The organism is Streptomyces sp. NL15-2K, assembly GCF_030551255.1.
In the GTDB taxonomy this organism is placed as follows: Bacteria; Actinomycetota; Actinomycetes; order Streptomycetales; family Streptomycetaceae; genus Streptomyces.
Window position 1 is genome coordinate 1,957,322 of sequence record NZ_CP130630.1, and the last position, 24,522, is coordinate 1,981,843.

Annotated in this window: 24 protein-coding genes and 1 pseudogene; 13 read left to right on the forward strand and 12 right to left on the reverse strand. The window is 71.1% G+C overall.

Translation table 11 applies throughout. The features are described from left to right. Positions 1-268 precede the first annotated feature (268 nt). Positions 269-763, forward strand: coding sequence for a hypothetical protein (locus Q4V64_RS08265; RefSeq protein ID WP_253267306.1), 495 nt, complete (start codon positions 269-271; stop codon positions 761-763). A gap of 48 nt (positions 764-811) precedes the next feature. On the opposite strand, the gene Q4V64_RS08270 is transcribed toward Q4V64_RS08265, so the two are convergent. From Q4V64_RS08270 to Q4V64_RS08295, 6 genes are all read right to left on the reverse strand, one after another. Further along, positions 812-1,153 (reverse strand): hypothetical protein, encoded by a 342-nt coding sequence (locus Q4V64_RS08270; RefSeq protein ID WP_253267305.1) that lies wholly within the window; start codon positions 1,151-1,153, stop codon positions 812-814. Further along, complete coding sequence (locus Q4V64_RS08275; RefSeq protein ID WP_253267304.1) at positions 1,147-2,781, reverse strand: copper resistance protein CopC; 1,635 nt, start codon at positions 2,779-2,781, stop codon at positions 1,147-1,149. Before Q4V64_RS08275 ends, Q4V64_RS08270 begins: the two co-directional genes overlap by 7 nt. A gap of 80 nt (positions 2,782-2,861) precedes the next feature. Continuing rightward, positions 2,862-3,329: a hypothetical protein gene (locus Q4V64_RS08280; RefSeq protein WP_124443989.1), complete on the reverse strand. Its 468-nt coding sequence runs from the start codon at positions 3,327-3,329 to the stop codon at positions 2,862-2,864. Positions 3,330-3,532: 203 nt separating this feature from the next. Next, the gene (locus Q4V64_RS08285) at positions 3,533-5,011 is read right to left on the reverse strand and encodes a SulP family inorganic anion transporter (RefSeq protein ID WP_124443967.1); all 1,479 of its coding nucleotides are present in this window, start codon (positions 5,009-5,011) and stop codon (positions 3,533-3,535) included. Positions 5,012-5,094: 83 nt separating this feature from the next. Continuing rightward, positions 5,095-5,703, reverse strand: coding sequence for a carbonic anhydrase (locus Q4V64_RS08290; RefSeq protein WP_124443966.1), 609 nt, complete (start codon positions 5,701-5,703; stop codon positions 5,095-5,097). A gap of 189 nt (positions 5,704-5,892) precedes the next feature. Beyond that, positions 5,893-6,276: a hypothetical protein gene (locus Q4V64_RS08295; RefSeq protein WP_124443965.1), complete on the reverse strand. Its 384-nt coding sequence runs from the start codon at positions 6,274-6,276 to the stop codon at positions 5,893-5,895. A 1,060-nt stretch (positions 6,277-7,336) separates the two neighbouring features. On the opposite strand from Q4V64_RS08295, the gene Q4V64_RS08300 reads away from it, so the two are divergent. Then, positions 7,337-7,822 carry a Rieske (2Fe-2S) protein gene (locus Q4V64_RS08300; protein WP_124443964.1) on the forward strand — a complete coding sequence of 162 codons (486 nt, stop codon included), beginning with the start codon at positions 7,337-7,339 and terminating at the stop codon, positions 7,820-7,822. A 3-nt stretch (positions 7,823-7,825) separates the two neighbouring features. On the opposite strand, the gene Q4V64_RS08305 is transcribed toward Q4V64_RS08300, so the two are convergent. Then, a complete protein-coding gene (locus tag Q4V64_RS08305) occupies positions 7,826-8,476 on the reverse strand; it encodes an isochorismatase family cysteine hydrolase (RefSeq protein ID WP_124443963.1) in 651 nt (216 codons plus the stop codon). Positions 8,477-8,612: 136 nt separating this feature from the next. Here Q4V64_RS08305 and Q4V64_RS08310 point away from each other — a divergent pair, with 136 nt between their 5' ends. Next, on the forward strand, positions 8,613-9,080 hold the full coding sequence (locus Q4V64_RS08310) for a pyridoxamine 5'-phosphate oxidase family protein (RefSeq protein WP_124443962.1): 468 nt from the start codon (positions 8,613-8,615) through the stop codon (positions 9,078-9,080). Position 9,081: 1 nt separating this feature from the next. Here Q4V64_RS08310 and Q4V64_RS08315 read toward each other — a convergent pair whose 3' ends face one another. Further along, the gene (locus Q4V64_RS08315) at positions 9,082-9,984 is read right to left on the reverse strand and encodes a LysR family transcriptional regulator (protein ID WP_124443961.1); all 903 of its coding nucleotides are present in this window, start codon (positions 9,982-9,984) and stop codon (positions 9,082-9,084) included. Positions 9,985-10,058: 74 nt separating this feature from the next. Here Q4V64_RS08315 and Q4V64_RS08320 point away from each other — a divergent pair, with 74 nt between their 5' ends. Beyond that, positions 10,059-11,090, forward strand: coding sequence for a DMT family transporter (locus Q4V64_RS08320; RefSeq protein ID WP_253267303.1), 1,032 nt, complete (start codon positions 10,059-10,061; stop codon positions 11,088-11,090). Positions 11,091-11,386: 296 nt separating this feature from the next. Here the strand turns inward: Q4V64_RS08320 and Q4V64_RS08325 are convergent, their stop codons facing one another. Continuing rightward, positions 11,387-12,358: an AraC family transcriptional regulator gene (locus tag Q4V64_RS08325; RefSeq protein ID WP_124443960.1), complete on the reverse strand. Its 972-nt coding sequence runs from the start codon at positions 12,356-12,358 to the stop codon at positions 11,387-11,389. 125 nt (positions 12,359-12,483) lie between these two features. On the opposite strand from Q4V64_RS08325, the gene Q4V64_RS08330 reads away from it, so the two are divergent. From Q4V64_RS08330 to Q4V64_RS08350, 5 genes and pseudogenes are all read left to right on the forward strand, one after another. Then, the gene (locus Q4V64_RS08330) at positions 12,484-13,782 is read left to right on the forward strand and encodes an FAD-dependent monooxygenase (protein ID WP_124443959.1); all 1,299 of its coding nucleotides are present in this window, start codon (positions 12,484-12,486) and stop codon (positions 13,780-13,782) included. Between the two features lie 94 nt (positions 13,783-13,876). Next, positions 13,877-14,625, forward strand: a pseudogene (locus Q4V64_RS08335) (4-hydroxyphenylacetate 3-hydroxylase N-terminal domain-containing protein); the annotation flags it as partial. Between the two features lie 90 nt (positions 14,626-14,715). After that, positions 14,716-15,375: a 4-hydroxyphenylacetate 3-hydroxylase C-terminal domain-containing protein gene (locus Q4V64_RS08340; RefSeq protein WP_303715469.1), complete on the forward strand. Its 660-nt coding sequence runs from the start codon at positions 14,716-14,718 to the stop codon at positions 15,373-15,375. Beyond that, the gene (locus Q4V64_RS08345) at positions 15,362-16,801 is read left to right on the forward strand and encodes an MFS transporter (protein ID WP_124443958.1); all 1,440 of its coding nucleotides are present in this window, start codon (positions 15,362-15,364) and stop codon (positions 16,799-16,801) included. Before Q4V64_RS08340 ends, Q4V64_RS08345 begins: the two co-directional genes overlap by 14 nt. A gap of 72 nt (positions 16,802-16,873) precedes the next feature. After that, a complete protein-coding gene (locus Q4V64_RS08350; RefSeq protein WP_124443957.1) occupies positions 16,874-17,794 on the forward strand; it encodes an NmrA family NAD(P)-binding protein in 921 nt (306 codons plus the stop codon). A gap of 197 nt (positions 17,795-17,991) precedes the next feature. Here Q4V64_RS08350 and Q4V64_RS08355 read toward each other — a convergent pair whose 3' ends face one another. Further along, positions 17,992-18,543, reverse strand: a complete 552-nt coding sequence (locus Q4V64_RS08355; protein WP_303709309.1) for a chorismate-binding protein — start codon at positions 18,541-18,543, stop codon at positions 17,992-17,994. 20 nt (positions 18,544-18,563) lie between these two features. After that, positions 18,564-18,902, reverse strand: a complete 339-nt coding sequence (locus tag Q4V64_RS08360; RefSeq protein ID WP_124443956.1) for a hypothetical protein — start codon at positions 18,900-18,902, stop codon at positions 18,564-18,566. A 268-nt stretch (positions 18,903-19,170) separates the two neighbouring features. Here Q4V64_RS08360 and Q4V64_RS08365 point away from each other — a divergent pair, with 268 nt between their 5' ends. Then, entirely contained in the window at positions 19,171-20,526 is a 1,356-nt protein-coding gene (locus Q4V64_RS08365; protein WP_124443955.1) for a 3-deoxy-7-phosphoheptulonate synthase class II, read from the forward strand. Positions 20,527-20,788: 262 nt separating this feature from the next. Continuing rightward, positions 20,789-21,742, forward strand: coding sequence for an IS481 family transposase (locus tag Q4V64_RS08370; RefSeq protein ID WP_303708863.1), 954 nt, complete (start codon positions 20,789-20,791; stop codon positions 21,740-21,742). Here the strand turns inward: Q4V64_RS08370 and Q4V64_RS08375 are convergent. Beyond that, the gene (locus Q4V64_RS08375) at positions 21,739-23,070 is read right to left on the reverse strand and encodes an aminotransferase class I/II-fold pyridoxal phosphate-dependent enzyme (RefSeq protein WP_124443953.1); all 1,332 of its coding nucleotides are present in this window, start codon (positions 23,068-23,070) and stop codon (positions 21,739-21,741) included. The genes Q4V64_RS08370 and Q4V64_RS08375 overlap by 4 nt on opposite strands. Before the next feature lie 36 nt (positions 23,071-23,106). Between Q4V64_RS08375 and Q4V64_RS08380 the strand changes: the two genes are divergently transcribed. Then, positions 23,107-23,787: a pyridoxamine 5'-phosphate oxidase family protein gene (locus Q4V64_RS08380; RefSeq protein WP_124443952.1), complete on the forward strand. Its 681-nt coding sequence runs from the start codon at positions 23,107-23,109 to the stop codon at positions 23,785-23,787. Continuing rightward, positions 23,787-24,419, forward strand: a complete 633-nt coding sequence (locus Q4V64_RS08385; protein ID WP_124443951.1) for an FMN-binding negative transcriptional regulator — start codon at positions 23,787-23,789, stop codon at positions 24,417-24,419. Before Q4V64_RS08380 ends, Q4V64_RS08385 begins: the two co-directional genes overlap by 1 nt. The last annotated feature ends 103 nt before the right edge of the window (positions 24,420-24,522 follow it).

Sequence of the window (24,522 nt, forward strand, 5' to 3'; positions counted from 1 at the left end):
GGCACATGCGGCGGGATCTGCCGGGGGCGCGCCCGGCAGATCCCGCTGTGTTCTGCGTACTGCGTCGACGCACTGCGGCCCTTCGCGTCGCGTGGGCCCTGGACCGGTGGGCTACAAGGTCACAACGAGGGCGCACCGTATGGGTGGCGACGCTGCGGCTCGACGCGCATCGTCTCTACCATCCGAGGTGCAGAGGGGGTACCGGCAGCGACCTCCCCGGACAGGAGGCTCGATGCGGTCGAACGTTTCACGGCCGGCGTTCCGGCGCGTGGTCGGCATCGTCGCGGCCGGTCTGGCAGTGACCTCGAGCACTGGGTGCACCGTTCCCGTCGATGCGGTCGCCGGCATCTCCGTGTCCGACGATGGCCATCTGCTCGGCGTCATGAGGGTCTGCGGGCATCGGATCGACGGCGCGACTGTCTACGTGGACAGCGAGAACGTCAACAGTCAAAGGACTGTCGGTTCATGGACCGCTGACCGTCCTCTCACAGCAGGTCTCGCCACCTGGACTCTCCAGTCTCCATCCCCCGGCTGGGCCGTGAGCAGATCCCTCACCCGCCTCACCCCGAAGACCACCTATGTCCTCTACGGCTGGACCAAGGACAACTCGTGGTCATCGAGGAGCGTCTCCTTCGACCTGACCGACCTCGGCCGGATCAGCCCGGGAACGGTCCGCTACGACGACATCTCCGCAAACGGCGACGAGTCCCCCATCACCGTCCCCCTGGCGGAGTTCAAAGCCACGGCCTGTAAGGACAGGTAACGCCCCGCGCCGGACGGGCCCACGGTTCGCTACCCCTGATCGTGTTCGTCAGTTCGGTGGTGGCCTGATGGTCACGTTCTTGGAGACGGTGACCTGGTCGATGTCCGTGACGCGTACGGTGACCCGCAGGTTCCATGTGCCGGGCAACGGCAGCCGCACGCGGTCGGTGGACCAGTAGCCGCCCCGGTCGGCGAGTTTCGCGTCCAGCGGCCCGATCCGCTGGGCCTGCTGAGTGAGCGTGAGCCGGAGTTCGGGGACCGCGGTGACGCCGCCGTCGGCCCCGTACACCAGAGCCTCCACGGTGTTGTCGCCGACGCGCCCGGACAGGAAGGTGATCTGTACCGTGCCGTAGCCGTTCGGCGTGCCGGTGTCGAACGGGACCGTCACCACCCGCGCAGTGGGCTCCTGGGCCGCAGCGGTCGCGGCGGCGCTCTGGACGGCGGCGCGGCTGGGCTGGGTTCCGGTGAGCAGCGTAGTGATCGCCAGGACCACGACACCGAGGACGGCCTCGGCGGCGACCGACCGGCGCAGACCGCGCCGGTGGCCGTCACCGTCGGAGGGGGACGGCGAGCCGGAGGGATCGGGCCGTCCGGCAGATCGCGCGAGGCGGTTGGCCCGTCGGGGCTGTCCGTTCCCTCGGCTGTGTCGCTGCCTGAGGATGCGCCGACGCCGACGGTCTGCGCCACGCGCACGCGTTCGGGCGCGGCTGCCGGGACGGTTTCCGCTGGCTGCTCCTGGGTAAGCTGCGCGGTCCACTGGCGGGAGAACCACGCTGCGGTCAGCACCACGGCCACCGCGCCGGCCTTGAGGGTGAGGAGCCTGCCGTACTCGGTGGTGGACAGGGCCTCCAAGGAGCCGACCTGCCTCCACGACTGGTACAGGCCGGTGGTGACCAGGACGACGACCGAGGTGAAGGCCAGCCGGGAGAAGCGCGCGACCGCCGCTGCCGGGATCACCGTGTCGGCTGGTGCCCGGAACAGGGCGACGGCCAGCGCGACCAGACCGCCCAGCCACACCGCCATGGCGAGCAGGTGCAGCACGGAGACGGGGATCGCCAGCGGCACCTGGAGCCCGGCGGAGGCGTGCTCGGCGGCGGCCCAGGTCAGGGCCAGGCCCACGGCGAACAGCACGCCCATGACGCGTACGCCGATGCCGAACCACGGTTCCCCAGCGGGCTGATCGGCTGGCGGCTCGGCGACCGGATCGCGCAGTGTTCTGTCCGACTCGCGGCGGAGCCGGGTCGCAAGCAGCCCCAGGAGGATTCCCGCCGCCGCGAGCAGCACCAGCCGCGCCCCCAGGGCCAGCCCGGCCCTGCCCGTGATGGTCTTGCCAAGGAGCGACAGGTCGAACATCGCGGTGAGACCCTTGCCGGTCTCGTACGGGCCGCGCAGCAGCAACAGGACGACGGTGGAGGCGAACAGTGCCGCCCAGCCGGCAAGCAGCAGCCTGCGCAGCGGGCGCAGGTTCGCGCCCGCCGGCCAGCAGACGAGGGTGAACAGGGCGACGCCGATGAGCAGGGCGAGGCCGCCGTAGGCGACGTAGCGGAAGAAGCCGTAGGGACGGGAGGTGGAGGTGTCGGCCGCGGATTCGGTCGGTACTGCGGCGGTGGTGGTGGAGGGCTGGCCGATGGAGAAGGTGAACGCGCCGGAGACCGGGTGGCTGTCGGCGGAGATGACCCGCCAGGACACCGTGTAGGTGCCCTCGGGCAGCTTGCCCGCCAGCATCACCCGTGCCGTGTCCATTTTCCCGCCGGCGTGCGTGACCGGCCCGCGGTCGACCCGCAGATTCTTCGGGGACAGGACCCGCAGTGAGGCGCCGGAGAAGCTGACGGATTCGCTGAAGGCGAGCGTGATCTGCTTCGGGGCGGTTTTGAGGACGGAGACGTCAGCCGGGTCGGACCTGGTCAGGATGGCGTGGGCGGAGGCGGGTCCGGCGCCGCCGAACAGGAGGGCGAGCACGGCGCCGACCAGGAGCAGGGCGGTCAGCGGGGTCCTGGTCCGGCGCGGTGCCGTGGGCATGAAGCAGCCTCCGGGTGGTTGAGCCGTATGTGCGGTCGTGGGCCGTGTGGGCTGTGCTGTGGTGGGGGATGCGGCTGCGGCTACGACGCGCTCGGGCCCGGTGTCGGGCCGATGCCCCGTAGTTGCTGAATGGTGCCGCCGAGCTTGGCCCGGAAGCCCTCCAGCATCTCTGGCTCTTTCGCGCTGACGATCCAGCGGGAGCCGACGAGGTACTTGCCACCGTAGATGGCCGCGCTGTCCAGCCAAGTCTGCTTGTACTTCTCCTCGGGGAAGGTGGTGATGAGGTAGTCGACCTTCTTCGTGTGGCACAGGCCCTGGCGCAGTTCGTCCGCCTCGATACGGATCTTGGCCTTGCAGCCGGTCAGGGAGGCGATCACCTCGACCTTGGCCGGAGCCACGACACCGGCCGCGGGGGCGGCAGACATTTCCGACGGCTTGCTGCCGGCCGACGCATCGCCGTCACCACCACTGCTGCAGGCCGTGGCCAGGGGGAGAAACGCGAGGCTTGCAGCCAGTGCGGTGCCGCGTATGAGGCGGACGGTGGGCAGAGCACGGCCGGCGCGTCCTCGCTGTGACTGTTCTGGCTGCTCGGGATGCTGTGGCACGTGCCTCTCCGAATCAGGGTTGTTCCTGCCCGCACCAGCGGCCAGGTGTACGACAAGGGGTACGGGTGAACGCTGAGCCCTGTTCACCCCGTATGTCACCGTGAACCCGTGGAGCGGCCGGAACACCGCCCCACGGACCCGGTGACTCACGCCGAGACGCGGGTGCGCTCAGGCTGAACGGTGTGCGCGTTGTGCTGGTCCGCCCAGTGCTGCAGGGCGCTCATGCAGGCGTGGTCGAGGTGCCGCAGCCCGGCGAGGTTGAGCTCGATGGGCCGTTCGGCGGGCAGTTGCTCCAGGGCATCGAGGATGCGGGGCAGGCGCAGAAAGGTGGCGTGGCCCCGGATCCGTACCCGTACCGGGCCACTGCCCGAGTCGGCGTCGTCGACGTCGATGTGGACGTGCGAGGTCTCCCAGGCCGTCTTGACCACCGCCAGCAGCAGCCCGATCAACACGCCCTCGAACATGTTGGTGACCAGGATCGCCCCCGCCGTGATCACCAACACCACCGCCTCGCCCCGGTGTTCACGCCACAGCGGCCCCAGCTCCTTGACGGGCAGGAGCTTGAAGCCCGAATGGATGAGCACACCGGCGAGCGCGGCGGTCGGGATCATGCCGAGGGCGCCGGGCAGCAGCGCGGCGAACAGCAGCAGCCACACGCCGTGCAGGACGCGGGAGACCTTGGTCTTGGCGCCCGCCTGGACGTTGGCGGCGCTGCGCACGATCACCGCGGTCATCGGCAGCGCGCCGAGCAGCCCGCACAGGGTGTTGCCCGCGCCCTGGGCCATCAGCTCCTTGTCGTAGTCGGTCTTCGGGCCGTTGTGCAGCCGGTCCACGGCGGCGGCACTGAAGAGCGACTCGGCGGAGGCGATCAGGGTGAACGCGACGATGGTGGTCAGCAGTCCGACTTCGGCCAGCTGGCCGAAGTCACCGAGGGCGGGCGGCTGGATCGCCTCCGCCAGGCCGCTGACCTCGACGCGGGCGATGGGCAGGTCGAAGGCGGCGGTGGCCAGGGTCGCCGCGCCGACCGCGACCAGCGGACCGGGCAGTAGTTGTGTCTTGCCAGGCAGCTTCTTCCACAGCGTCATGACGGCGACGGTTCCCGCCCCGATGCCGACGGCGGTCAGGGCCGAGTCCGAGAACAGGACGTCGACGACGAGGTCGGGCAGTCCGGCGATGTTCGCGGTGCCGGTGCCCGGGGCCTTGCGGTCGGCGAGCGCGTAGATCTGTCCGAGGATCAGTACGAGGCCGATGCCGGCGAGCATGCCGTGGACGACGGACAGTGAAATCGCGCGGAAGAAGCGGCCCAACCGCAGTACCCCGAGAGCCAGTTGGAGCAGTCCGGAGGCGAGGACGATCACGCCGAGGGCGGAAAGACCGTAGTCCTGTACGGCGGTGAGGACGAGCACGGTCAAGCCGGCGGCGGGCCCGCTGACCTGGAGGCTGCTGCCGGGCAGCAGCCCGGTGACCAGGCCGCCGACGATACCGGTGATCAGGCCGAGTTCGGCCGGCACGCCGGAGGCGACGGCGACACCCACGCACAGCGGCAGGGCGACGAGGAAGACGACCAGGGAGGAGGTGAAGTCGGTGCGCAGGGCGGACCGGAGGGAGGAGAAGGGTGAGGTCATGGCGTTCTCTCTGTGGGGAAAGGAACGTCGCGTGGGGAGCGACCGGAGGAAACGGGTGTGTGCGGGGCCGTGGTCCGGTCGGTTCACAGGGGCTTGAAGGCGCGGGTGCCGGGCACGGCGAAGAGGACTTCGCCGGTCTCGACGGTGTAGTACCAGCCGTGCAGCCACAGCCGTCCCGACGACAGGCGCCGCGCGATGAAGGGGTAGCTGCGCAGGTGGTCGAGCTGGGTGAGCACGTGCTGCTGGGTCACGGCGACGGGGTCATCGCCCAGGCCCTGGGTCTGAAACGGCTCGTCGGCCGGGGTGCGGTGTCCGGCCCGGGAGAGCCAGCGCCGTACGAGCGGCATCGTCTGGACGTTCTGCTCGCGCATCAGCCCTTGTACGGCGCCGCAGTGCGAGTGGCCGCACACGATGATGTCGGGCACCTGCAGGGCCCGCACGGCGAATTCGAGTGATCCGGCGACACCGCAGGCGGCCTGCCCGCGATAGGGAGGAACGATGTTGCCCGCGGTGCGCAGCTCGAAGAGGTCACCGGGGCGGGCGCCGGTGAACATCGAGAGGATGACGCGGGAGTCGGAGCAGGAGATGAACAGGGCCTGGGGCTGCTGGCCCCGGGCCAGCTGTGCGAACTCCTCCTGCTGGTCGGCGATCTTCGCGGGGAATGCACGGGCGTGCTCGATGAGGGTGTGCATGGGAATCGGCCTCGTAACTCTTCGTGGGGCTCTCAGTGCGAAAGGGTGCGAAGAGTGCGTGCTGCGCGCGTCCGGGTAGGCGTCACCGAGCCGTGGCGGGCGATCGGGTGGACGCTCGCACCGCGGCGGCGGTGGTGATGGTGTTGGGGAGTCTCGGACGATGGACCACTGCGGGCAGCACGCTGCCGGTCAGCAGCGGAATGTCTGCAGGCTGCTGGGGGTGGGCGCTACTCCGGAGGCCGGGTTGCAGGCGTCTCTTGCCGTATGTGGCAGGGCCGGGCCGGAGCCGGCGGACACGATGGCGGTGTCTCCCGCGGCCTTGTCCAGCGGTGCGGGCTCGGAGACGGGCTGGCTCGCTCGGGGTAGCCACGCCGGAGCGTCGGCGGCCTCTCCATGGTGCTCCGAGCTCTTGTGCGAGTGTGCCAGCACGGACGTGGGTCCGTACGGCTTCCTGGACTCCGGTTCGACGGCCGGGGCCGTGGCGGGCACCGCCACGGGAGCGGCGGCGGAATGGTGAGGCGTGACGACGTGCAGCAGGAGGGCGGCAGCCAGCAGCACGACCGCTGCCGCCATACGCCGCATCACCACTGGACCCCCGATGTCTTGCTCCTGCCGACGCCGAAACGTTACCGGCCCCGCGCTCCCGGGCAGAGCCACCTCCCGGGTAAGGAGGGTGACATGAGCAACACTGGCATGCTGATTGCAGGAGCAATCACCCGGTTCGGTGAACCTTGCCGGATGCAGGGAGGCGGTCAGGGGCGAGGGACCCTAGGCGCTGCACTCACGCCTACGGCACCTCCAGCGCATGGGCCATGGCCGAGTTCGTCACCACCAGGCCGACCGTGGACGGTCTCCAGTTCCCCGACGACCGGAACCGGATCAGCTCGGCCAGTGACACACCGCCAGGGGCAGACGAGCCGAAGCGATGCGCAAGCGAGCTGACGCCTGCCCCCGAACCGGCATCCGCAGAGCGGCAGGGACCGGCAACGGTGCTGAGCAGGGCCCGTAAGCACAGCGCCTACACGTGTCAGGTCATCACTGGGTTCACTCTTCCGGGACAACTGTGCACGCCAGAGCGGGCCGACGAAGCGCTCAGCCCAACAGTCACTCAGCGTGCCTACGGCCACGATGGTTTTCCACTCGCCACTCCACGTGCCCACGGCCCTCACTGGGGAGAATCTGGGGAGTATCGGTCCCGTTGGGGAGCGCGTGGGGAGAATCGGCCGCATAAGACGGCACGCCCGTGAAAGACGCTGAAAGACTCATCTGCCCAGGTCAGCCACGGGTGTAGGTGAATCACCGCAGGTCCACGCCACTAGCTGGACAACTTCATGACGTACGTCCCGTGGTCGTCGGCCTCGACGAGCCCCGGCAGCGAGCCGCCCTCACGCAGGGGCGTGATGTAGCGGGTCGCGGTGACTTCCTTGAGCATCGCCCCAGGCTACTGGGGGGTGCCGGCGCAGGCCGGCGGCGCCCCGTGGGGCCGTGCCGCATACCGACAGCGGATCGATAGCTGTGATTTACCCACGTCCGCCCTCGAACAGGTTTAGATCTCGACACGGTCTGAACAGGCCAGGCCTGCGGACCGTACCTCCCACCGGATCACGAAAACCTCCCTGAAGGGAACGCCAGCATGACCAGCGCATCGTTCAAGCCCACATCGGGACCTGCCCGTCGAACCGTCGTGGCGGCCGCCGGAGCCGCGGGGCTCGCCGTCGCGCTGACCGCGTGCGGAGACTCCGACGACTCCTCCTCCTCGTCCGGCAGCACCGAGGCCGGCAGCGACGCGAGCAGCGGCGGTTCGGGAGCCTCCGAGAGCGCCGGGGCCGGTGGCGCCGCGCTCGCCGCGACCGCCGACATCCCCGAGGGCGGCGGAAAGGTCTTCGCGGACAAGAAGGTGGTGGTCACCCAGCCGACGGCGGGCGAGTTCAAGGCGTTCTCGGCCACGTGCACCCATCAGGGCTGTGCCGTGAAGGGCATATCCGACGGCCTGATCAACTGCCCCTGTCACAACAGCAACTTCTCCATCACGGACGGCAGCGTCAAGAGCGGTCCGGCGAAGCAACCGCTGCCCGCCGTGCAGATCACCGTCAGCGGGGACTCGATCACGCTGGCGTGACACTCACGCCCGTCCTGTGCGGCGGGGCCGCTTGAAGCAAGCCAGCACCTCGTCCGTGGTCGCGACCGTGGCGACCAATGCGAGGGTGTGGCGGACCATCGCGGGGGTGTAGTCGGAGGGCACCCCCGCGATGGCGTCCGTCGGTACGAGGGCGGTGTAGCCGCGGTTGACGGCGTCGAAGACGGCGTTGGGGATCGCCACGTTGGCGGAGACGCCGGTCACGACCAGCGTGCGGCAGCCCAGGTTGCGCAGCAGCGCGTCGACCTCGGTGCCCTGGATCGGGGACAGCCCGTGCAGCCGTCGTACGACCAGGTCCTCCTCGGCGACCTCGATCGGGGCCGCCACGCGGACCGCGGTGGTGCCCGACAGCTGCTGGACGGGCAGCCGCTCGGCGGCGCGGAAGAGCCGGGCGTTACGGCTCGCGCCCCGGCCGTCCGGGCGGCGCTCGGCGATCGCGTGGATCACCTGGACGCCGTTCTCGTGTGCGGCGGCGACCAGCCGGGCGACGTTGGCGAGGGCGCCGCGGGAGCGTGCCTCCTCGGCGAGCTCGGGCAGGGCGCCGTCCGCTCCGACGACGCCCTGCTGGCACTCGACGGTGAGCAGGACGGTGGTGGCGGGATCGAGAAGCTCGCTGAGGCGTTCGTACGACGGCATGGTTCCCCCTCGTCGCCGACGGCGTGGAGCGGGCGAGACTAGCCACCATTGCGCGGGGACGGAAGACGACCCATCCTTTTCTGACGTGATGTCAGAGGATCTCCTCTGACACGACGTGAGAGAAAGAGGGGGCCGCATGACCGTCACTCAGCGCCGAGGCCGGAAGATCATGATGACGCCCGGTGAGCTGGACGAGTTCCTCACCAGTCAGCGCACCTGCCGGGTCGCCACCGTGTCGCCCGACGGCGCCCCGCACGTGAGCACGCTCTGGTTCGCCTGGGACGGCACCTCCCTGTGGCTCTACTCCGTGGTGCGCAGCAAGCGGTGGGCCGATCTGCGCCGCGATCCGCGGGTCGCGATCGTGGTGGACACGGGTGAGGAGTACGACGAACTGCGGGGCGTCGAGCTGTCCGGGACCGTGGAGTTCGTGGGTGAGATCCCGCGCACCGGGGAGCTGTGCGCGGAACTCGACCTGCCCGAGACCCTGTTCGCCCGTAAGAACTTCCGGCTGGACGAGGTGCCGCACGACGGCCGGCACGCCTGGGTGCGGCTGACACCGGAGAAGATCGTCTCCTGGGACTTCCGCAAGCTGGGCCCGATGTAGCTCAGCCCACTTTCTCGGCCGCCGCCTGCAGGGCCCGCACCGCCGCCCGGATCGACGGGCGGCGGTCGGCGTCCGCGCGCCAGACTACGTACACATGGCGGCGCACCCGCTGCCGGAGCGGGACGGTGACGACCTCGGCGGGCATCGGGTGGCGGCCCAGCAGGGGCGCGATGCACACCCCCAACCCTGCGGCGACGAGACCGAGTTGGGTGTGGGTCTCGGCGGCGCGGTGGCCGACGTTCGGCTCGATGCCCTTGGAGCGCAGCGTGAACATCAGCCACTCGTGGCAGAACTCGCCCTGGCCCCAGGTGATCCACTCGTCCTCGGCGAACTCGGCGAGGTCCACCTCGTCGCGCCCCGCGAGCCGGTGATCGGCCGACATCGCCACGTCGGCGGGGTCGTCCAGGATCGGCGCCTTGACCAGGCCGTCGGGCAACGGCATCGGCTTGTTGTACCAGTCGAGCACGACCGCGAGGTCGAGGTCGCCGCGGATGACGCCGGAGATGCCCTGTTCCGGTTCCAGCTCGCTCGAGCGCACGCGCAGGGCCGGGTGCCGCGCGCGCAGGGCCGCGAGCGCCGTGGGGAACAGTCCGCGCGCGGCCGTCGGGAACGCGGACAGTCTGAGCTCGCCGACGACCTGTCCGCGCTGCGCCTCCAGGTCGGACTGGGCGAGTTCGACCTGCGAGAGGATGCGCGCCGCGTGCTCGGCCAGCAGCCGGCCCGCGTCCGTGAGCCGCACGCCCCGCCCGTTCTTGGCGAGGAGCTGCTGCCCCACCTCCCGCTCCAGCTTGGCCATCTGCTGCGAGACGGCCGACGTCGTGACATGCAACCCCTCGGCCGCGCCGCTGACCGAGCCGTGCCGGGCGAGGGCGTCGAGGGTGCGCAGGCGCTCCAGGTTCAACATGTAAGCAATACTACGAGATTCTGGGTACGAAATTTCGATTGTGCTACGAGATTGTGCGCACCATCGTGGTCCGCATGAGTTCCGTCACCGCCTCCCCGACCGCCACCCGGACCGGCTCCCGCTCCCGCCCCACCCTCGACTGGCGTCTGCGCTTCGGCGTCCTGGCGCTGATCTGGGGCTTCAGCTTCCTGCTCATCAAGGTGGGCACCGAGGGCTACGCCCCCTTCCAAGTCACGCTCGGACGCCTGGCGTTCGGCACGGCGGTGCTCGCGGCGGCGATGGCCGTCAAGCGCGAACGCCTCCCGCGCGGGGCGCGCACCTGGGTGCATCTGACGGTCGCCGCGTTCTTCCTCAACGCGCTGCCCTTCTCCCTCTTCGCCTACGCCGAGTTGACGATTCCGTCCACGCTCGCGGGCATCTGCAACGCGACCTCGCCGCTGTGGGGCATGGCACTGTCCCTCGTCGCCCTCTCCGAGGACCGGCCGACCCGGGTCAGGGTCGCGGGGCTCGGCCTCGGCTTCCTCGGCGTGCTGACGGTCCTGGGCGCCTGGCAGGGCTTCGACGGCCTGGACGCCACGGGCACGGCGATGGCCCTGCTGGCCTCGCTCAGCTACCCCATCGGCTGGATCTACGTCCGCCGCACCCTGGCCGGCACCGGCCACTCGCACCTGTCACTGACCAGGGCCCAGTTGCTCCTCGCCACCCTCCAACTGGCCGTGGTCACACCACTCTTCACCACCCTCCCGACCCACCTCCCCGCCGTGCCCCTGCTCGCGATCGTCGCCCTGGGCGCCCTCGGCACGGGCGTCGCCATGCTCGTCCAGTACGGCATCGTCGCCGAGGTCGGCCCGACCACGGCCCAGATGGTCACCTACTTCATCCCGGTCATCGCCACGGCCGCCGGCGTCGCGATCCTCGGCGAGTCCATGACCTGGTCGACCCCGGTGGGCGCGGCGATCGTGCTGGCGGGAGCGGCACTGACCCAGGCGAGGCCCCGGCGGGAGCGCCGACCCGGCGGGACCGACTCGGACTCCGCGCCGGCAGCCGGGGGCGGTGGCGCCGGGGCCACGTCTGTGCCCGGGGGTCGGGAGGGGGCCGGCGTTTGAGAGGGCCGACGCCCGGGAGGGAAGCGGGGCCCAGGACAGGACCGGGCCGGACAGGCCTGGGCTAGGGCCTGTTGCGAAAGTGGCGTCGTTCGCCCGAAGGGCGGACCGCGCGGCGTCCGGTGCGTGCTCTGGGGGTCCCCCGGCCGAAGGCTGGGGGGACTGCCGCCCGGAAGTCCTCGTACTGGGCGTACTCGGGCTTTCGGGCGGTGCGGCGAGTGGGGGCACCTCCCACGCCCTAAAGGCAGTGGGGGAGCGTGCCGGGCGTCGCGCGGCAGGCGCCACTTTCGCGACAGGCCCTAGGCCTGGGCGTCATCCCGGATCTGCCGTACGAGGTGGGTCTTCGACGCCCGGCGGGAGCGGAAGTCGCCGGGGGTCATGTCGAACTCCTTGCGGAACGCGAGGTGGAATCCGACCTGGCTGCGGTAGCCGATGCGTTGCGCGATGTCGTGCTGCGGCACGGAGGTGTCCGCCAGCAGTCGTCTGGCCTCCTGCAGGCGGCGCACCGTCAGATGCCGCATGGGCGGCTCGCCCACCAGTTCCCGGAACATCTGCGAGAACGTCGAGCGGGACATGCCTGCCTCACGGGACAGGGACTCCACCGTCCAGGGCTCGGCGTAGGAGCCGTGGATCGCCATCAGCGCCTTGCTGATGCCCGGGTGGTGCAGCGCGCTCAGCGCGGGTGACTCCTCCGCCAGTTGCTCCATGGCGATCCGCAGGGAGAGCACGAACACGGTCTCGAAGGCCCGCAGTGTCACGAGCCGGGAGCCGGGAGCCGTACGCCCGATCTCGGAGGGCAGGGAGTCCAGGGTGCGCAGCAGCAGTGGCTCGTCCTCCAGCATGTGGCGCCGCAGGACGATGATCCGGGGCAGGGCGTTGTAGAGCCCCGGTTCGCCGATGGCGCTGTAGTGCAGGCTCGCGCAGAGCATGCGTGTGCGGTACGGCGGTGTCCCGACCCTGACGACGCCGGACTCGCCGGGGCGGCAGTGCGGCACCAGGGCGGACAGCGGTGTCGCCTGTACGCCGTGCTCGGCGGCGAAGGTGCGGGCGGTGCCGTGCGGGAAGATCGCCAGGTCGCCCTCGTGCAGTTCCACGGGTTTGGGATCGTCGCCGAAGGTTATGGCACAGGAGTTGTTGAGCATGTAATGAACAATTGCGCAATTGTCGTCGTGGCCCTTGACTCCCCAGGTTCCACCTGCCTCCCACATGCTGTGAAAGATGTCGGTGAGCCACAGCGGGCGCAGCAGCTCGCTCAGCACGTCGTCATGCACGGACGATCCTTAAAGCGATTCGGCTCATGATTAATTGATCGTAGCCATCGCTCCCAGAACGATGAGAGGCGAAGCCGGGCTCATTGGCCGGTTTACGGGGTTGAAGTTCTGGGGGGACGCGTTCCATGAGGTTTCTGATTGCCGGTGCCGGCATCGGCGGCCTGACCGCCGCGCTGAGTCTTCATTCCGTCGGAATGCGCGACGTGCGAGTCCTGGAGGCCGTGCCGGAGATTCGCCCTCTGGGAGCCGGGGTGAATCTGCTGCCCAACGCGGTGCGCGAGCTGGCCGCCCTGGAACTGACCGAAAACCTCGCCGACCTGGGTGCCGATCTGACCGAACTCGGCTACTACAACCACCTCGGACAGGAGATCTGGCGCGAACCCCGCGGCCGGGCGAGCGGCTCCCGGTGGCCTCAACTGGCGCTGCACCGCGGTGCCCTGCAGACGGCCCTGGCCGACAGCGTCCGCGCCCGCCTGGGGAACACGGCGATCACCACCGACGCGCGTGTCACCGGCTTCACGCCCCTGCCCGGCGGGGGCGTCGAGGTGAGTGTGGCTCACCGCGCCGGCGATCGGCCGACGGAGCGGATCCGGGCGGACGTGCTGGTCGGGGCCGACGGGCTGCGGTCCGCCGTACGGCAGGCCCTGTATCCGCAGGAAGGGGAGCCGCGCTTCAACGGCACCGCCGTGTGGCGGGGAATGACGCGCAGCGCGCCCTTTCACGGCGGTCGCGCGATGGTCGTCATGAGGGACGGCCGCTGGAAGGCGGTCGTCTACCCGCTGGCCGTACGCCCGGATGCGGAGGGCCTGGTTCCGGTGAACTGGGCGGTATCCCGCGCCGTACCGGAGGAACCCCTGTCCCTGGACGCCGCGCCCGTTGACGCCGACGACGGCTTCCCCGCGGCGGTGGCCGGCTGGCGGTGCGGGGATCTGCGGATGGCCGCTCTCGTGGCGGACTCCGAAGCGGTCGCGTCCTTCCCCATGCTCGACCGGGACCCCGTGCCCCGCTGGTCGTTCGGCGCCGTGACCCTGCTCGGGGACGCCGCGCACGCCATGGCCCCGATGGGTTCCAACGCGACGACCCAGGCGGTGCTGGACGCACGTAGCCTCGCCCATGCCCTGGCCACCCACGACGACCCGGTCGCGGCCCTCGCGGCGTACGACCGGGACCGCCGACCCCGGATGAACCGGCTGCAGCTGCTCAACCGGGCCAAGGGGCCGGAGGTCGTGATCGATCTGGTCCACGAGCGGGCCCCGGAGGGCTTCGGACGGGTGGAGGACGTGGTCCCCACCGACCGGCTGGCCCAGGTGGCCCGCGCCTATGCCCGCGCCGCCGGCTTCGACGTCGCGTCCGTCAACGCCCCATCGCCGTACGGCCGTCCGATCCGGCCGCACCGGCCGCGCCCCGCCGTGCGCGAGCGCTGAGGCGAACCGCCCGAGCGGACCCGCTCGGCGCCGGCCCGCCCCCTCCGTTCCACTTCCCACCGCCCATCAACAGCACCCTGTGTCAGGAGAGAGCATGACCCGCAGCGGCCAGGAATACCTCGAATCACTACGCGACGGCCGTGCCGTCTGGCTCGACGGTGAGCTGGTCAAGGACGTCACGGAGCACCCCGCCTTCCGCAACACGGCCCGCTCGATGCGCACCTCTACGACATGGCGCGGGACGCGGAGCTGCGGGACGTGCTGACGGTGCGCCCCGAGGGGCAGGACCGGGCGGTGCTGCGTGCCTACCACGTGCCGCGCACGCAGGCCGAACTGGTCGAGCGGCGCAAGGCGTTCAAGACCTGGTCCGAGGCCAGCTTCGGCTTCCTGGGCAGGTCGCCCGACTACATGGCCGCGGGCATCGCGGGCTTCGTCTCGACGCCGGAGATCTTCGCCGGGGAGACCTTCGACGGGCGCGACAACCTGGCCGCGTACTACCGGCGCATGACGGAGGGCGACCTCTACCAGTCGTTCACCATCACCAACCCCCAGATCGACCGCACCAGGGCGGCCGGCGAGCAGGAGGAGGACGACCTGTACGTGCGGGTCGTCAAGGAGCGCGACGACGGCATCGTGGTGCGCGGCGCCAAGATGATCGGCACCGGCGCGGTGTTCGGTGACGAGATCATCGTCGGCACCATCGAGCCGTTGCAGCGCCAGGACGTCGAGTACGCGCTGTGCTTCTCCGTGCCCCTCGACACCCCGGGGCTGAAGTTCATCTCCCGGACCTCCTACGAAGGCCAGGCGCGCAGCGTCTTCGACAACCCGTTGTCCGCCCGCTTCGACGAGAACGACGCGCTGCTCGTCTGCGACGACGTCTTCGTGCCCTGGGAGCGGGTGCTGACCTACCGGGACGTCGACACCACCTTCCGGATGTGGTGGTTCACGCCCGCCTACAACAACTTCGTCCACCAGGCGGCCACCCGCTTCTGGACCAAGCTGGAGTTCCTCACCGGGCTCGCGATCCTGGTCACCCGGGCGAACAACACCTATGACCTGCCGCCCGTTCAGATGCAGATCGGCCGGCTCATCGGGTGGCTCAACATCGCCAAGTCGATGGTGCTGGCGGCCGAGACGACGTACGAGCGGGTGGGAGGCGAGGGCGGTGCCGTGCACATCAACCGGGAGATCGCCTCGGCGCACCGGGCCATGGCCGGTGACCTCTATCCGAAGGTGCTCGCCGAGATCAAGATGCTGGCGGGCGGCGGTCTCATCCAGCTCCCGGCCTCCGGCTACGACCTGAAGCACCCCGAACTCGGTCCGCTGGTGGCCAAGTACGTGCGCTCGCCCGGCACCCCGGCGGAGCAGCGGATCAAGCTGCTCAAGCTCGCCTGGGACGCGCTGGGTTCGGAGTTCGCCGCACGGCACGAGCAGTACGAGCGCTTCTACCACGGCGCTCCCCACGTCTACCTGCCCGGCATCGTGCGCGACGGCAACCCGGACCTGCTGGCCGCCTTCACCCAGTCGTGCCTGGACGGGTACCAGCTGGACGAGCTGCCGGGCGGTACGGGGGGTTTCGATGGCGGGCGCTGACCGCCGGCGAGCGCTGGCCCTGCTCGCCTGCACCCAGTTCGTCCTGATCCTCGACACCTCGATCATCAACGTGGCGGCGCCGTCCATCGGCGAGAGCCTGGACATCTCGCCCGCCGCACTGTCCTGGGTGGCCAACGCCTACCTCGTCTCCTTCGGCGGGCTGCTGCTGCTCAGCGGTCGTGCCGCCGATCTGCTGGGGCAGCGCAGGGTGTTCGTGGCCGGTCTGGGCGTCCTCGCGGCCGCATCCCTGCTGGGTGCCCTCTCCGACAGTGCCGCCCTGCTGATCACCGCCCGCGCGGTGCAGGGCGTCGGGGCGGCCATGGCCGCGGCGGCGGCGTTCGCCCTGATCCTCACGCTGTTCGAGGACGGCCCGGAACGGCACCGGGCGCTGGGCGTGTTCGCCGCGATGGCCGGTGCCGGTGGCGCCGCGGGCACGGTGCTCGGCGGCGTGCTCACCAGCTGGCTGGGCTGGGAGTCGACCTTCGCGCTGAACGTGGTGGCCGGTATCGCCCTGGTCCTGCCCGTGCCGCGGCTGCTGCCGCCCGGGACGTCCGGCGGGCGCGAGCGCGGCTTCGACGTGCCCGGCGCGGTGGCGGTCACCGCCGGTCTGGGGCTGCTGGCCTACGCCGTGGTCAACGCGGGCGAGGCCGGCTGGAGTTCCACGCCGACGCTGGTCACCGGGGCCGCCGCCGTCGTACTGCTCGCGGCGTTCGTCCTGGTCGAACGCAGGGTGGCGCACCCACTGGTCCCGCTCGCCGTGCTGGGCAGGCCGACGCTGCGGCTGGCCAACATCCTGGCCGCGCTGTGGCAGATGTCGCTGTTCCCGATGTTCTTCCTGGTGAGCCTGTACCTGCAGGCGGTGCTCGGGTACGAACCGGTGCTCGGCGGCCTCGCCCTGCTGCCGCTGTGTCTGGTCGTCATCACGGTCGCCTCCACCGCGGACCGGCTGATCGGCCGGTTCGGCCTGCGCGCGGTGATGGGCGCCGGGTTCTTGCTGGTGGCCGTCGGCATGGGCTGGCAGTCGCTGCTTTCGGCCGACGGCTCCTTCGTGGCGGACGTCCTGCCGCCGAGCCTCGTGCTGGGCGTCGCGCTGCCGCTGGTCTCCATCACGGCGAACGTCGCGGCCACTCTCGACACCCGCGAGGAGGAGGCCGGCCTCGCCTCCGGACTGGTCAACACCAGCTTGCAGTTCGGCTCCGTCCTCGGTCTCGCCGTCCTGTCCGGAGTGGCCGCCGCACGCACCGACGCCTCCTCCGCGGCGCGCGACGTGGCGCTCACCGACGGCTTCAGCACGGCCTTCCTGGTCGGGGCCGTGCCGGCCCTGGTCGCGCTGCTGCTCACCCCCCGGCTGCGGCTGCCCGCACCGGACGCCCCGGCACCGCCGGAGGCGAGCACCGCCGTCGAGCACCGGCGCGCCGTGCCCTGATCGCGCCCGCCCGGCCCGCCCGGTCCGGGGACCGTGCGCCCACTGAATGAACACCACGAAGAAAGGCACGACATGACACAAGATCACCGCAAGCACGTCCTCGTGACCGGAGCCAACGGTTTCCAGGGCGGTGCGGTGGCCCGGCTGCTGGCCGGCCAGGGGCACGAGGTCCGCGGCCTCGTCCGGGACGAGGCGAAGGCCGCGTCGGCCTCAGCGGCCGGGGTCACGCCGGTGCGCGGCGACCTGGGCAGCATCGAGGACCTGCGCGCCGCCTTCCGGGGCGTCACGCACGCGGTCGTCGTGATGCCTCTGGAGTACGACCCCGAGACGGTGGCCGGGTACGCCCGCAACATCGCCGAGGCGGCCCGTGAGGCCGGGGTGCGACGGCTGGTCTACAACGTCAACACCCCGGTTCCCGACGAGACCACGCCGTACGCCGGTTTCGAGACGCGCCGCCTGGCGGAGGAGGTGCTGCGGGCCGGTGAGGTGCCCGTGGTCGTGGTCAGGCCGCCGGTCTACCTGGAAAACCTTTTCAGCCCCTGGAACGGACCCGCGATCGTCGACGACGGTGTCCTCGCCTACCCGCTGCCCGCCGAGCAGCGCGTGGCCTGGATGTCGCACGACGACCTCGCGCGTGTGGTGTCCCGGGCCCTGGACGACGACGTGCCGGCCGGGCAGGTACTGAACGTCGGCGGCGCCGACGTGCTCACCGGTCCGGAGCTGGCGGCCGCGTTCGGGCAGGCCCTGGGCCGTGAGATCCGGTATGTCCCGCTGGAGGTCACGCAGTTCGAGCAGGGGCTCGCCCAGATGCTCGGCACCGAGGCCGCGGCCGGTGTCGCGGGGATCTACCACTACGCCGGCACGGGCCGGGCGGGCGACCTGCTCGCTCCGTCGCCCGCCGCCGTGGAGAGCGCTCTGGGTGTACGGCTCACGCCGGTGATCGAGTGGGTCAAGGCACAGCCCTGGGAACACTGGGCCCGGTCCGCCGGGTGACCCACGGCCGTGACCGGGGCGCGCGCTGACAGGGCCGCGCCCCGGCAGGCGGCACGTCGGTCGGACAACGTACGGGGGGGAAGAGACGCGCTGCGGGTTCTCCTCGTCGTCCGAGCCGCGCGGGGTGGTACCCGCGATGGGGCGCATGGTGATCTCGCCGTCCTCGATGCGGAAGAACAGCTCGGGGCTCGCTCCGATCAGCAAGGTGTCGCCGCGCGGCGCGAGTACATGTACGGCGACGGGTTGCGGGCCCGCAGCCGCCGGTACACGGCCTCGGGCGCCAGCTCGGTGCGGACGTCTACGCGGTGACCGATCTGGATCTGGTAGATGTCCCCGACCCGGATGTGCTCCAGGCACCGGTCCGCCCAGCGCAGAAACGTCGCCCGGTCCACGCTGTCGTGCACCGACCGCGGCCGGGGCGCCTCGGGCACGGGTGCCACGTCCTCCCGCCCGGCCGCCCGCCGGGCGATCTCCAGCAGCCCGGGATCGTGCCGTGCGACGAACTCCGCGCTGTCGGCGCGCAGTTCACTGACCGTGCCGTCGGTGCGGTCGTACCAAACGGTGTGCCGGAAGACGGTGAGCGTGATGTCGGGGCCCCGCGGCGGCTTGGTCCGCTCGCCCAGGTCCTCCATGTGCCAGTTCGACTCGTAGGCCAGGCTGGTCAGGAACCCGAAGGACCAGCTCTGGGGGGACAGGTCCGTCCGCACCTCGAACAGGTCGCTCCGGGCTGCTTCCAGGAGCGCCCACAACTGCTCCGGCCGCTCGGCGCTCAGCTCGGCGAGGAGCCTCGGCTCCCGGTCGGCGCGGGGGTGGCCGCCCGGCGCAGTCCGAGGTCCTCGGCGTGTCCCAGCAGGGCTCGGACGAGCGCCGGTTCGCCCGTGAGGCGGACGGTCACCCCGCGCGTGCCCGCGATGACCCGGATGTCCAGCAGGCGCCCGCAGCCGACGACCGCCCGGTCGGGATCCCGTCCGGTGCCGGAGGCGTTCTCAAGGAGGAAGACGTCGTCGACCGGGTGGGTGCGGCGCAGCTCTTCGTAGAGGTCGAGCGGGTCGTGCGCCGGCAGCCCGGACGCCGTGACGCGTACGTGGATCGGTGCGCTGCGCGCCATCGTGTGATTCCCCTCGGTTCTCGCACGGTTCACAATTCCTCGCCGGCTCCGCCGAATTGGGTTCGGCGGCCGTGCCGGGGAGGTACCGATGGACAGCGAATCAGAGGCGACACGAGAGCGGCCAGACCAATTCGGGTGCGCGGAGCCGGCCCAATTCCGTAAGAGCTTGACGGCAAAAGGGCTGAGGAATTGGAGTGAGATGCCATGGCTGAGGGAGGGCGATGTGGAACGCTCCGGAATTGACCGAAGCGCCGTCGGAGGAGCCGGAATGACGTCGGAAAGCGCACCCCGTTCGCACGAGGCCCAGGGGGGCGGCCCGGCGCCGGCCGACCAGCAGCCGGACTGGCCCGACCCGGTCCGGCTGCGCGACGTCACCGACCAACTGGCGCAGGCGGCACCCCTGGTGTTCGCCGCGGAGTGCGACGCGCTGCGCTCCCGGCTCGCCGCGGTGGCGAAGGGGGAGGCGCTGCTGCTGCAGGGCGGCGACTGCGCGGAGACGTTCGCCGGTGCCACGCAGGAGTCCGTCGACGGCAAGCTGCGCACGCTGTTGCAGATGGCGGTCGTTCTGACACACGGGGCGTCGATGCCGGTCGTCAAGGTGGGCCGGATGGCGGGCCAGTTCGCCAAGCCACGCTCCCAGCCGTTCGAGCGGCGGGGCGACACGACACTGCCGGTGTACCGGGGGGGGGACGCGGTGAACGGCCCGGGATTCACGGTGCGGGAGCGCACCCCCGATCCGGACCGGCTGCTGCGCATGTACGAGGCGTCGGCGACGACGCTGAACCTGGTGCGGGCGCTGACCGCCGGGGGCTTCGCCGACCTGGCCCGGGTGCACGAGTGGAACCGGGCCTTCGTCGCCGCCTCGCCCAGCGGCCGGCGCTACGAGCGGCTGGCCGACGAGATCGAGCGGGCGCCGGCCTTTCTGCGCGCGTGCGGGGGCCGGACCGGCGCGCTGACCACCGCCGAGTTCTTCGTGAGCCACGAGGGCCTGTTGCTCGACTACGAGCGGGCATTGACGCGCACCGATGCGGCGACCGGGAGGACGTACGCCACCAGCGGCCATCTGCTGTGGATCGGCGAGCGGACCCGTCGGCCGGACGGGCCGCACGTCGAGTACTTCGCCAAGATCAGCAACCCCCTCGCCGTCAAGCTGGGGCCCGGTGCGACCGCGGACACCGTACTGCGGTACGTGGACCTCCTCGACCCCGACCGCGAGCCCGGGCGGCTCACGTTCGTCGTGCGGATGGGGGCGGAGCGGGTCCGCGACCTGCTGCCCCTGCTGGTGGAGAAGGTCGCTTCGGAGGAGGCACCCGTCTGCTGGGTCAGCGACCCGATGCACGGGAACACCTTCGTCACCGAGAGCGGCCACAAGACCCGGCACTTCGACGCCGTCGCCGAAGAACTGCGGGGCTTCGTGGAGGTGCACCGCGCCCTGGGCACGCACCCCGGGGGCGTCCACCTGGAGCTCACCGGCGACGACGTCACGGAGTGCCTGGGCGGGAGCAGTGCCGTGGCCAGGGAAACGCTGCCGCAACGCTACGAAACGGCGTGCGACCCGCGCCTGAACCACTCCCAGGCCCTTGACCTGGCGTTCCTGCTCGCCGAGTGGTACCGGAACCACTAGGGCCTGTGTCGAAAGTGGCGCCTGCCGGGCGGCGCCCGGCACGAACTCTCGCCGCACCGGGCGAAAGCCCAAGTAGATCCAGTACGAGGGCTTCCGCCCGGCCCGCCCTTCGGGCGGACGACGCCACTTTCGACGCAGGCCCTAGATGTTCTGTCCACGGAGGTTGGTGACAGCGATCACTGACGTGTGGTCTTGAAATGGGTGAGGGCCTTCTGGCTCGGTGTGGATTGCGACATCTACGCCGGACGACAGAAAGGCCCTCGTGCCCCACCGTAATGCACCCCTGACCGAGACCGGACGCCTGCGCCTGGCCCGCTGCGTGGTCGAGGACGGCTGGACCCTGCGCCGGGCCGCTGAGCGATTCCAAGTCTCGCCAACCACCGCACAGCGATGGGCCGACCGCTACCGCCGGCTCGGCGAGCCTGGCATGGCCGACCACTCCAGCCGCCCCCGCACCAGCCCGCGACGGACCCCGACCCGTACCGAGCGCAGGATCATCAAAGTCCGCGTACTGCGCAGGTGGGGGCCAGCACGGATCGCAGGCCTGCTCCGCCTGGTGCCGTCCACCGTGCACCGGGTGCTGACCCGCTACGGCCTGGCCCGCCTGACCCACCTCGACCGGGCCACTGGGCGCGTCATCCGTCGCTACGAACGTGCCAAGCCCGGCGAACTGGTCCACGTCGACATCAAGAAGCTCGGCAACATCCCCGACGGCGGCGGCCACAAGACCCTCGGACGCCAGGCGGGCCGCAAGACCCGGTCCGGCGCCGGCTACAGCTACCTCCACAACGCCGTCGACGACCACTCCCGCCTGGCCTACAGCGAGATCCACGCAGACGAGAAGAAGGAGACCGCTGTCGGCTTCTGGAGTCGCGCCCAGGCGTACTTCGCCACCTGCGGGATCACCGTCGAACGCGTCCTGACCGACAACGGCTCCTGCTACAAATCCCACCTGTGGCGAGACGCCCTGGCAGCAGCCGGGATCACGCACAAGCGAACCCGCGCCTACCGGCCGCAGACGAACGGCAAGGTCGAACGCTTCAACCGCACCCTGCTCGACGAATGGGCCTACGCCCGCCCCTACCGATCAGAGCAGGAACGACGCGACGCCTTCCCCAGCTGGCTGCACACCTACAATCACCACCGCGGACACACCGCGCTCAAGGGCCAACCACCCGCCAGCCGCGTCCCTAACCTCTCAGGGCAATACACCTAGACGTAGCTGCGAACCGGCGCCGGCCCCACCGCGGAGGCGATCGCGTCCGCCAGCGGGCCCGTCTCCTGCGCCGTCAGCGTCGAGACCGTGATCCGGATCCCGGGCGGTGCGCTCATCCGGAAGCGGGCGCCGGGGGCGACGGCCCAGCCGGCGTGCAGGAGCCGGGCGACGGCTCCGGTCTCGTCGGGTACCGGGATCCACACGTTCAGGCCCGAGCGCCCGTGGGCCTCGATGTCCCGTTCCGCGAGCGCGTCGATGAGCAGGTCCCGGCGCTCGCGGTACGCGGCGGCCACCGCCGGCGAGTCCAGCGCGCCGTCGGCCCACAGTCGTAGCACGGCCCGCTGGGTGATCCGGCTGACCCAGCCGGGCCCGAGCCGCTGCCGCCCACGTACCCGGTCGACGGTGACGGCGTCCCCGGTGAGCACGCCCAGCCGCAGGTCGGGCCCGTAGCCCTTGGCGACCGAACGCACGAAGGCCCAGGTACGGGTCTCGCCGGCCAGGGGGCGCAGGGGCAGGTCGACGATCGCGTGGCCGTGGTCGTCCTCGATCAGCAGGGTCTGCGGATGTTCTCGCAGCACGGACCGCAGGGCACGCGCGCGCGTGGCGCTCACCACGGCGCCGGTCGGGTTCTGCGCCCGGTCGGTGACGATCAGGGCGCGGGCCCCGGCCGCCAGGGCCCGCCGTACGTCGTCGGGGAGCGGCCCCTCGTCGTCGACGCGTACGGAAGCCGTGCGCAGCCCGAGCGCCGGGACGAGATCGAGGAGGCTGCCCCAGCCGGGGTCCTCCAGGGCGACCGTGTCCCCCGGTTTGAGGTGGGCCGTGAGGACCCGCTCGATCGCGTCGAGCGACCCGGAGACGACGGCGAGGGGCCCGTCCGGCACCCCGTCGGCACGCAGCTCCGCCCGGGCGATCCGCGCCAACTCCGGTTCCACGGGCGCGTCTCCGTACAGGACCGGCTCCCGGTCGCTCTGCTCGGCCGCCGCGGCGAACGCCTTCGCCAGGGGCGGCAGCAGCGCCGGATCCGGATTGCCGTTGGACACGTCCCGCACCCCCTCGGGCACGTCCACCCGGATGTGCTCGCGCCCGGTGGTGGCCGGCTTGGGCCGCACCCGGCTGCCCCGGCGTCCGGCGGTCTCGATGACCCCGCGCTCGCGCAGCGTGCGATAGGCGGCCGCGACGGTATTGGGATTCACGCCCAACTCGGCGGCCAACTCCCGCATGGGCGGCAGCAGTTGACCGGGCAGCAGCTCCCCCGCCCCCACCGCCTGTTCGATGCTCGCCGAAATCTCCGCTGCGCGTCGGCCGACGATTCGATACTCTCCTAGCACAAACCCAATTATGCACTAGTGCAATGGAGAACGCCAATGCAGGGGCCCCAGCAGACGACGACGCCCGCCGCCTACACCCCCACCGACCGCACCGTGCCCACACGCTCCCCGAACCGTGCCTCGTACGACAAGGAACTGGTGCACGCGATACTCGACGAGGGCTACGTCTGCCACCTCGGCTTCGTCCGCGACGGCGCGCCGATCGTGCTGCCCACGCTCTACGGCCGGGTCGGCGAGCGGCTCTACGTGCACGGCTCGACGGGTTCGCGCCCGCTGCGGATGACGGGTCAGGCCGACCCGGGGCTCCCGGTCTGCCTGACGGTCACCCATGTCGACGCGCTGATCCTGGCCCGCTCGGCCTTCCACCACTCGATCAACTACCGGTCCGTGGTGGTGCACGGCGTCGCCCACGACGTGACGGACCCCGAGGAGAAGCTGGCCGCTCTGGACGCGCTGGTCGACCACGTCGTACCGGGCCGCGCCCGCGACTCCCGGCCGGCCGACAAGAAGGAGCTGGCTGCCACCGCCGTGATCCGCCTCGATCTCGACGAGGTCTCCGCCAAGGCCCGCACCGGCGGCGTCAACGACGAGCCCGAGGACCTCGCCCTCCCGCACTGGGCCGGCGTCGTCCCGCTGCGCAAGGGCTACGAGACCCCCGTCGCGGACGCCGGCTTGGCCCCCGGCACGGAGGTCCCCGACTACCTCGCGGTTCTGTGATGCTGATCCATCCCTGGGACGCGCCGCACGACGACGCCGAGTGGCAAAGCTGGCTGGCCGCCCACGACTTCGGACAGCTCGCCGTCAACGGCCGGCCGGGCGAGCCGCCGTACGTCCAGCCCCTGCATTTCACCTATGACGCCGAGCACGGCGAGGTCGTCACACATCTGGCCCGACCGAACCCTCTGTGGCACGCACTGGAGGCGAATCCGGACGTCCTGCTGAGTGTGGTCGACGACTACGTGTACGTCCCCGGCCCCTGGCAGGCCTCGCCCGACGGCCCGTCCGAACACGGCACGCCCACGAGCCTCTACGCGGCCGTCCAACTCCGCTGCCGGGCCCGCCTCGTGGACGACCCGGCCGGGAAAGCCTCGCTTCTCAACCGACAAGTGGGCCATTTCCAGCCGGAGGGCGGCTCCGCGCGGGTGGCGGTGGGCGCGGAGCCGTACGGGCGGATGCTGTCCGGAATCCGCGGGCTACGGCTCGAAGTGGTCACGGTCCGGGCGAAGTTCAAGTACGCCAGTCACCGTCCCGAGGAGGTCCAGGACCGGATCGCGGCCGGGCTGGCGGACCGGAGCGGTCCGCGCGACGCGGCGGCACGCGAGCACCTGCTGCGCCGGCGCGGAACGTGAGGTAGGGCCTGTTGCGAAAGTGGCGTCGTCGCCCGAAGGGCGGCCGCGCGGCGTCCGGTGCGGGCTCTCGGCGTGCCGCCCGGAAGCCCTCGTACTGGGCGTA

Excerpts from the sequence above, each read along its gene's own strand:
- Q4V64_RS08275 (WP_253267304.1), bottom strand. The coding sequence starts at position 2,781 with ATGCCCACGGCACCGCGCCGGACCAGGACCCCGCTGACCGCCCTGCTC.
- Q4V64_RS08285 (WP_124443967.1), bottom strand. The coding sequence starts at position 5,011 with ATGACCTCACCCTTCTCCTCCCTCCGGTCCGCCCTGCGCACCGACTTC.
- Q4V64_RS08290 (WP_124443966.1), bottom strand. The coding sequence starts at position 5,703 with ATGCACACCCTCATCGAGCACGCCCGTGCATTCCCCGCGAAGATCGCC.
- Q4V64_RS08295 (WP_124443965.1), bottom strand. The coding sequence starts at position 6,276 with ATGGCGGCAGCGGTCGTGCTGCTGGCTGCCGCCCTCCTGCTGCACGTC.
- Q4V64_RS08300 (WP_124443964.1), top strand. The coding sequence starts at position 7,337 with ATGACCAGCGCATCGTTCAAGCCCACATCGGGACCTGCCCGTCGAACC.
- Q4V64_RS08305 (WP_124443963.1), bottom strand. The coding sequence starts at position 8,476 with ATGCCGTCGTACGAACGCCTCAGCGAGCTTCTCGATCCCGCCACCACC.
- Q4V64_RS08310 (WP_124443962.1), top strand. The coding sequence starts at position 8,613 with ATGACCGTCACTCAGCGCCGAGGCCGGAAGATCATGATGACGCCCGGT.
- Q4V64_RS08315 (WP_124443961.1), bottom strand. The coding sequence starts at position 9,984 with ATGTTGAACCTGGAGCGCCTGCGCACCCTCGACGCCCTCGCCCGGCAC.
- Q4V64_RS08320 (WP_253267303.1), top strand. The coding sequence starts at position 10,059 with ATGAGTTCCGTCACCGCCTCCCCGACCGCCACCCGGACCGGCTCCCGC.
- Q4V64_RS08330 (WP_124443959.1), top strand. The coding sequence starts at position 12,484 with ATGAGGTTTCTGATTGCCGGTGCCGGCATCGGCGGCCTGACCGCCGCG.
- Q4V64_RS08340 (WP_303715469.1), top strand. The coding sequence starts at position 14,716 with ATGTGGTGGTTCACGCCCGCCTACAACAACTTCGTCCACCAGGCGGCC.
- Q4V64_RS08345 (WP_124443958.1), top strand. The coding sequence starts at position 15,362 with ATGGCGGGCGCTGACCGCCGGCGAGCGCTGGCCCTGCTCGCCTGCACC.
- Q4V64_RS08350 (WP_124443957.1), top strand. The coding sequence starts at position 16,874 with ATGACACAAGATCACCGCAAGCACGTCCTCGTGACCGGAGCCAACGGT.
- Q4V64_RS08360 (WP_124443956.1), bottom strand. The coding sequence starts at position 18,902 with ATGGCGCGCAGCGCACCGATCCACGTACGCGTCACGGCGTCCGGGCTG.
- Q4V64_RS08365 (WP_124443955.1), top strand. The coding sequence starts at position 19,171 with ATGACGTCGGAAAGCGCACCCCGTTCGCACGAGGCCCAGGGGGGCGGC.
- Q4V64_RS08380 (WP_124443952.1), top strand. The coding sequence starts at position 23,107 with ATGCAGGGGCCCCAGCAGACGACGACGCCCGCCGCCTACACCCCCACC.
- Q4V64_RS08385 (WP_124443951.1), top strand. The coding sequence starts at position 23,787 with ATGCTGATCCATCCCTGGGACGCGCCGCACGACGACGCCGAGTGGCAA.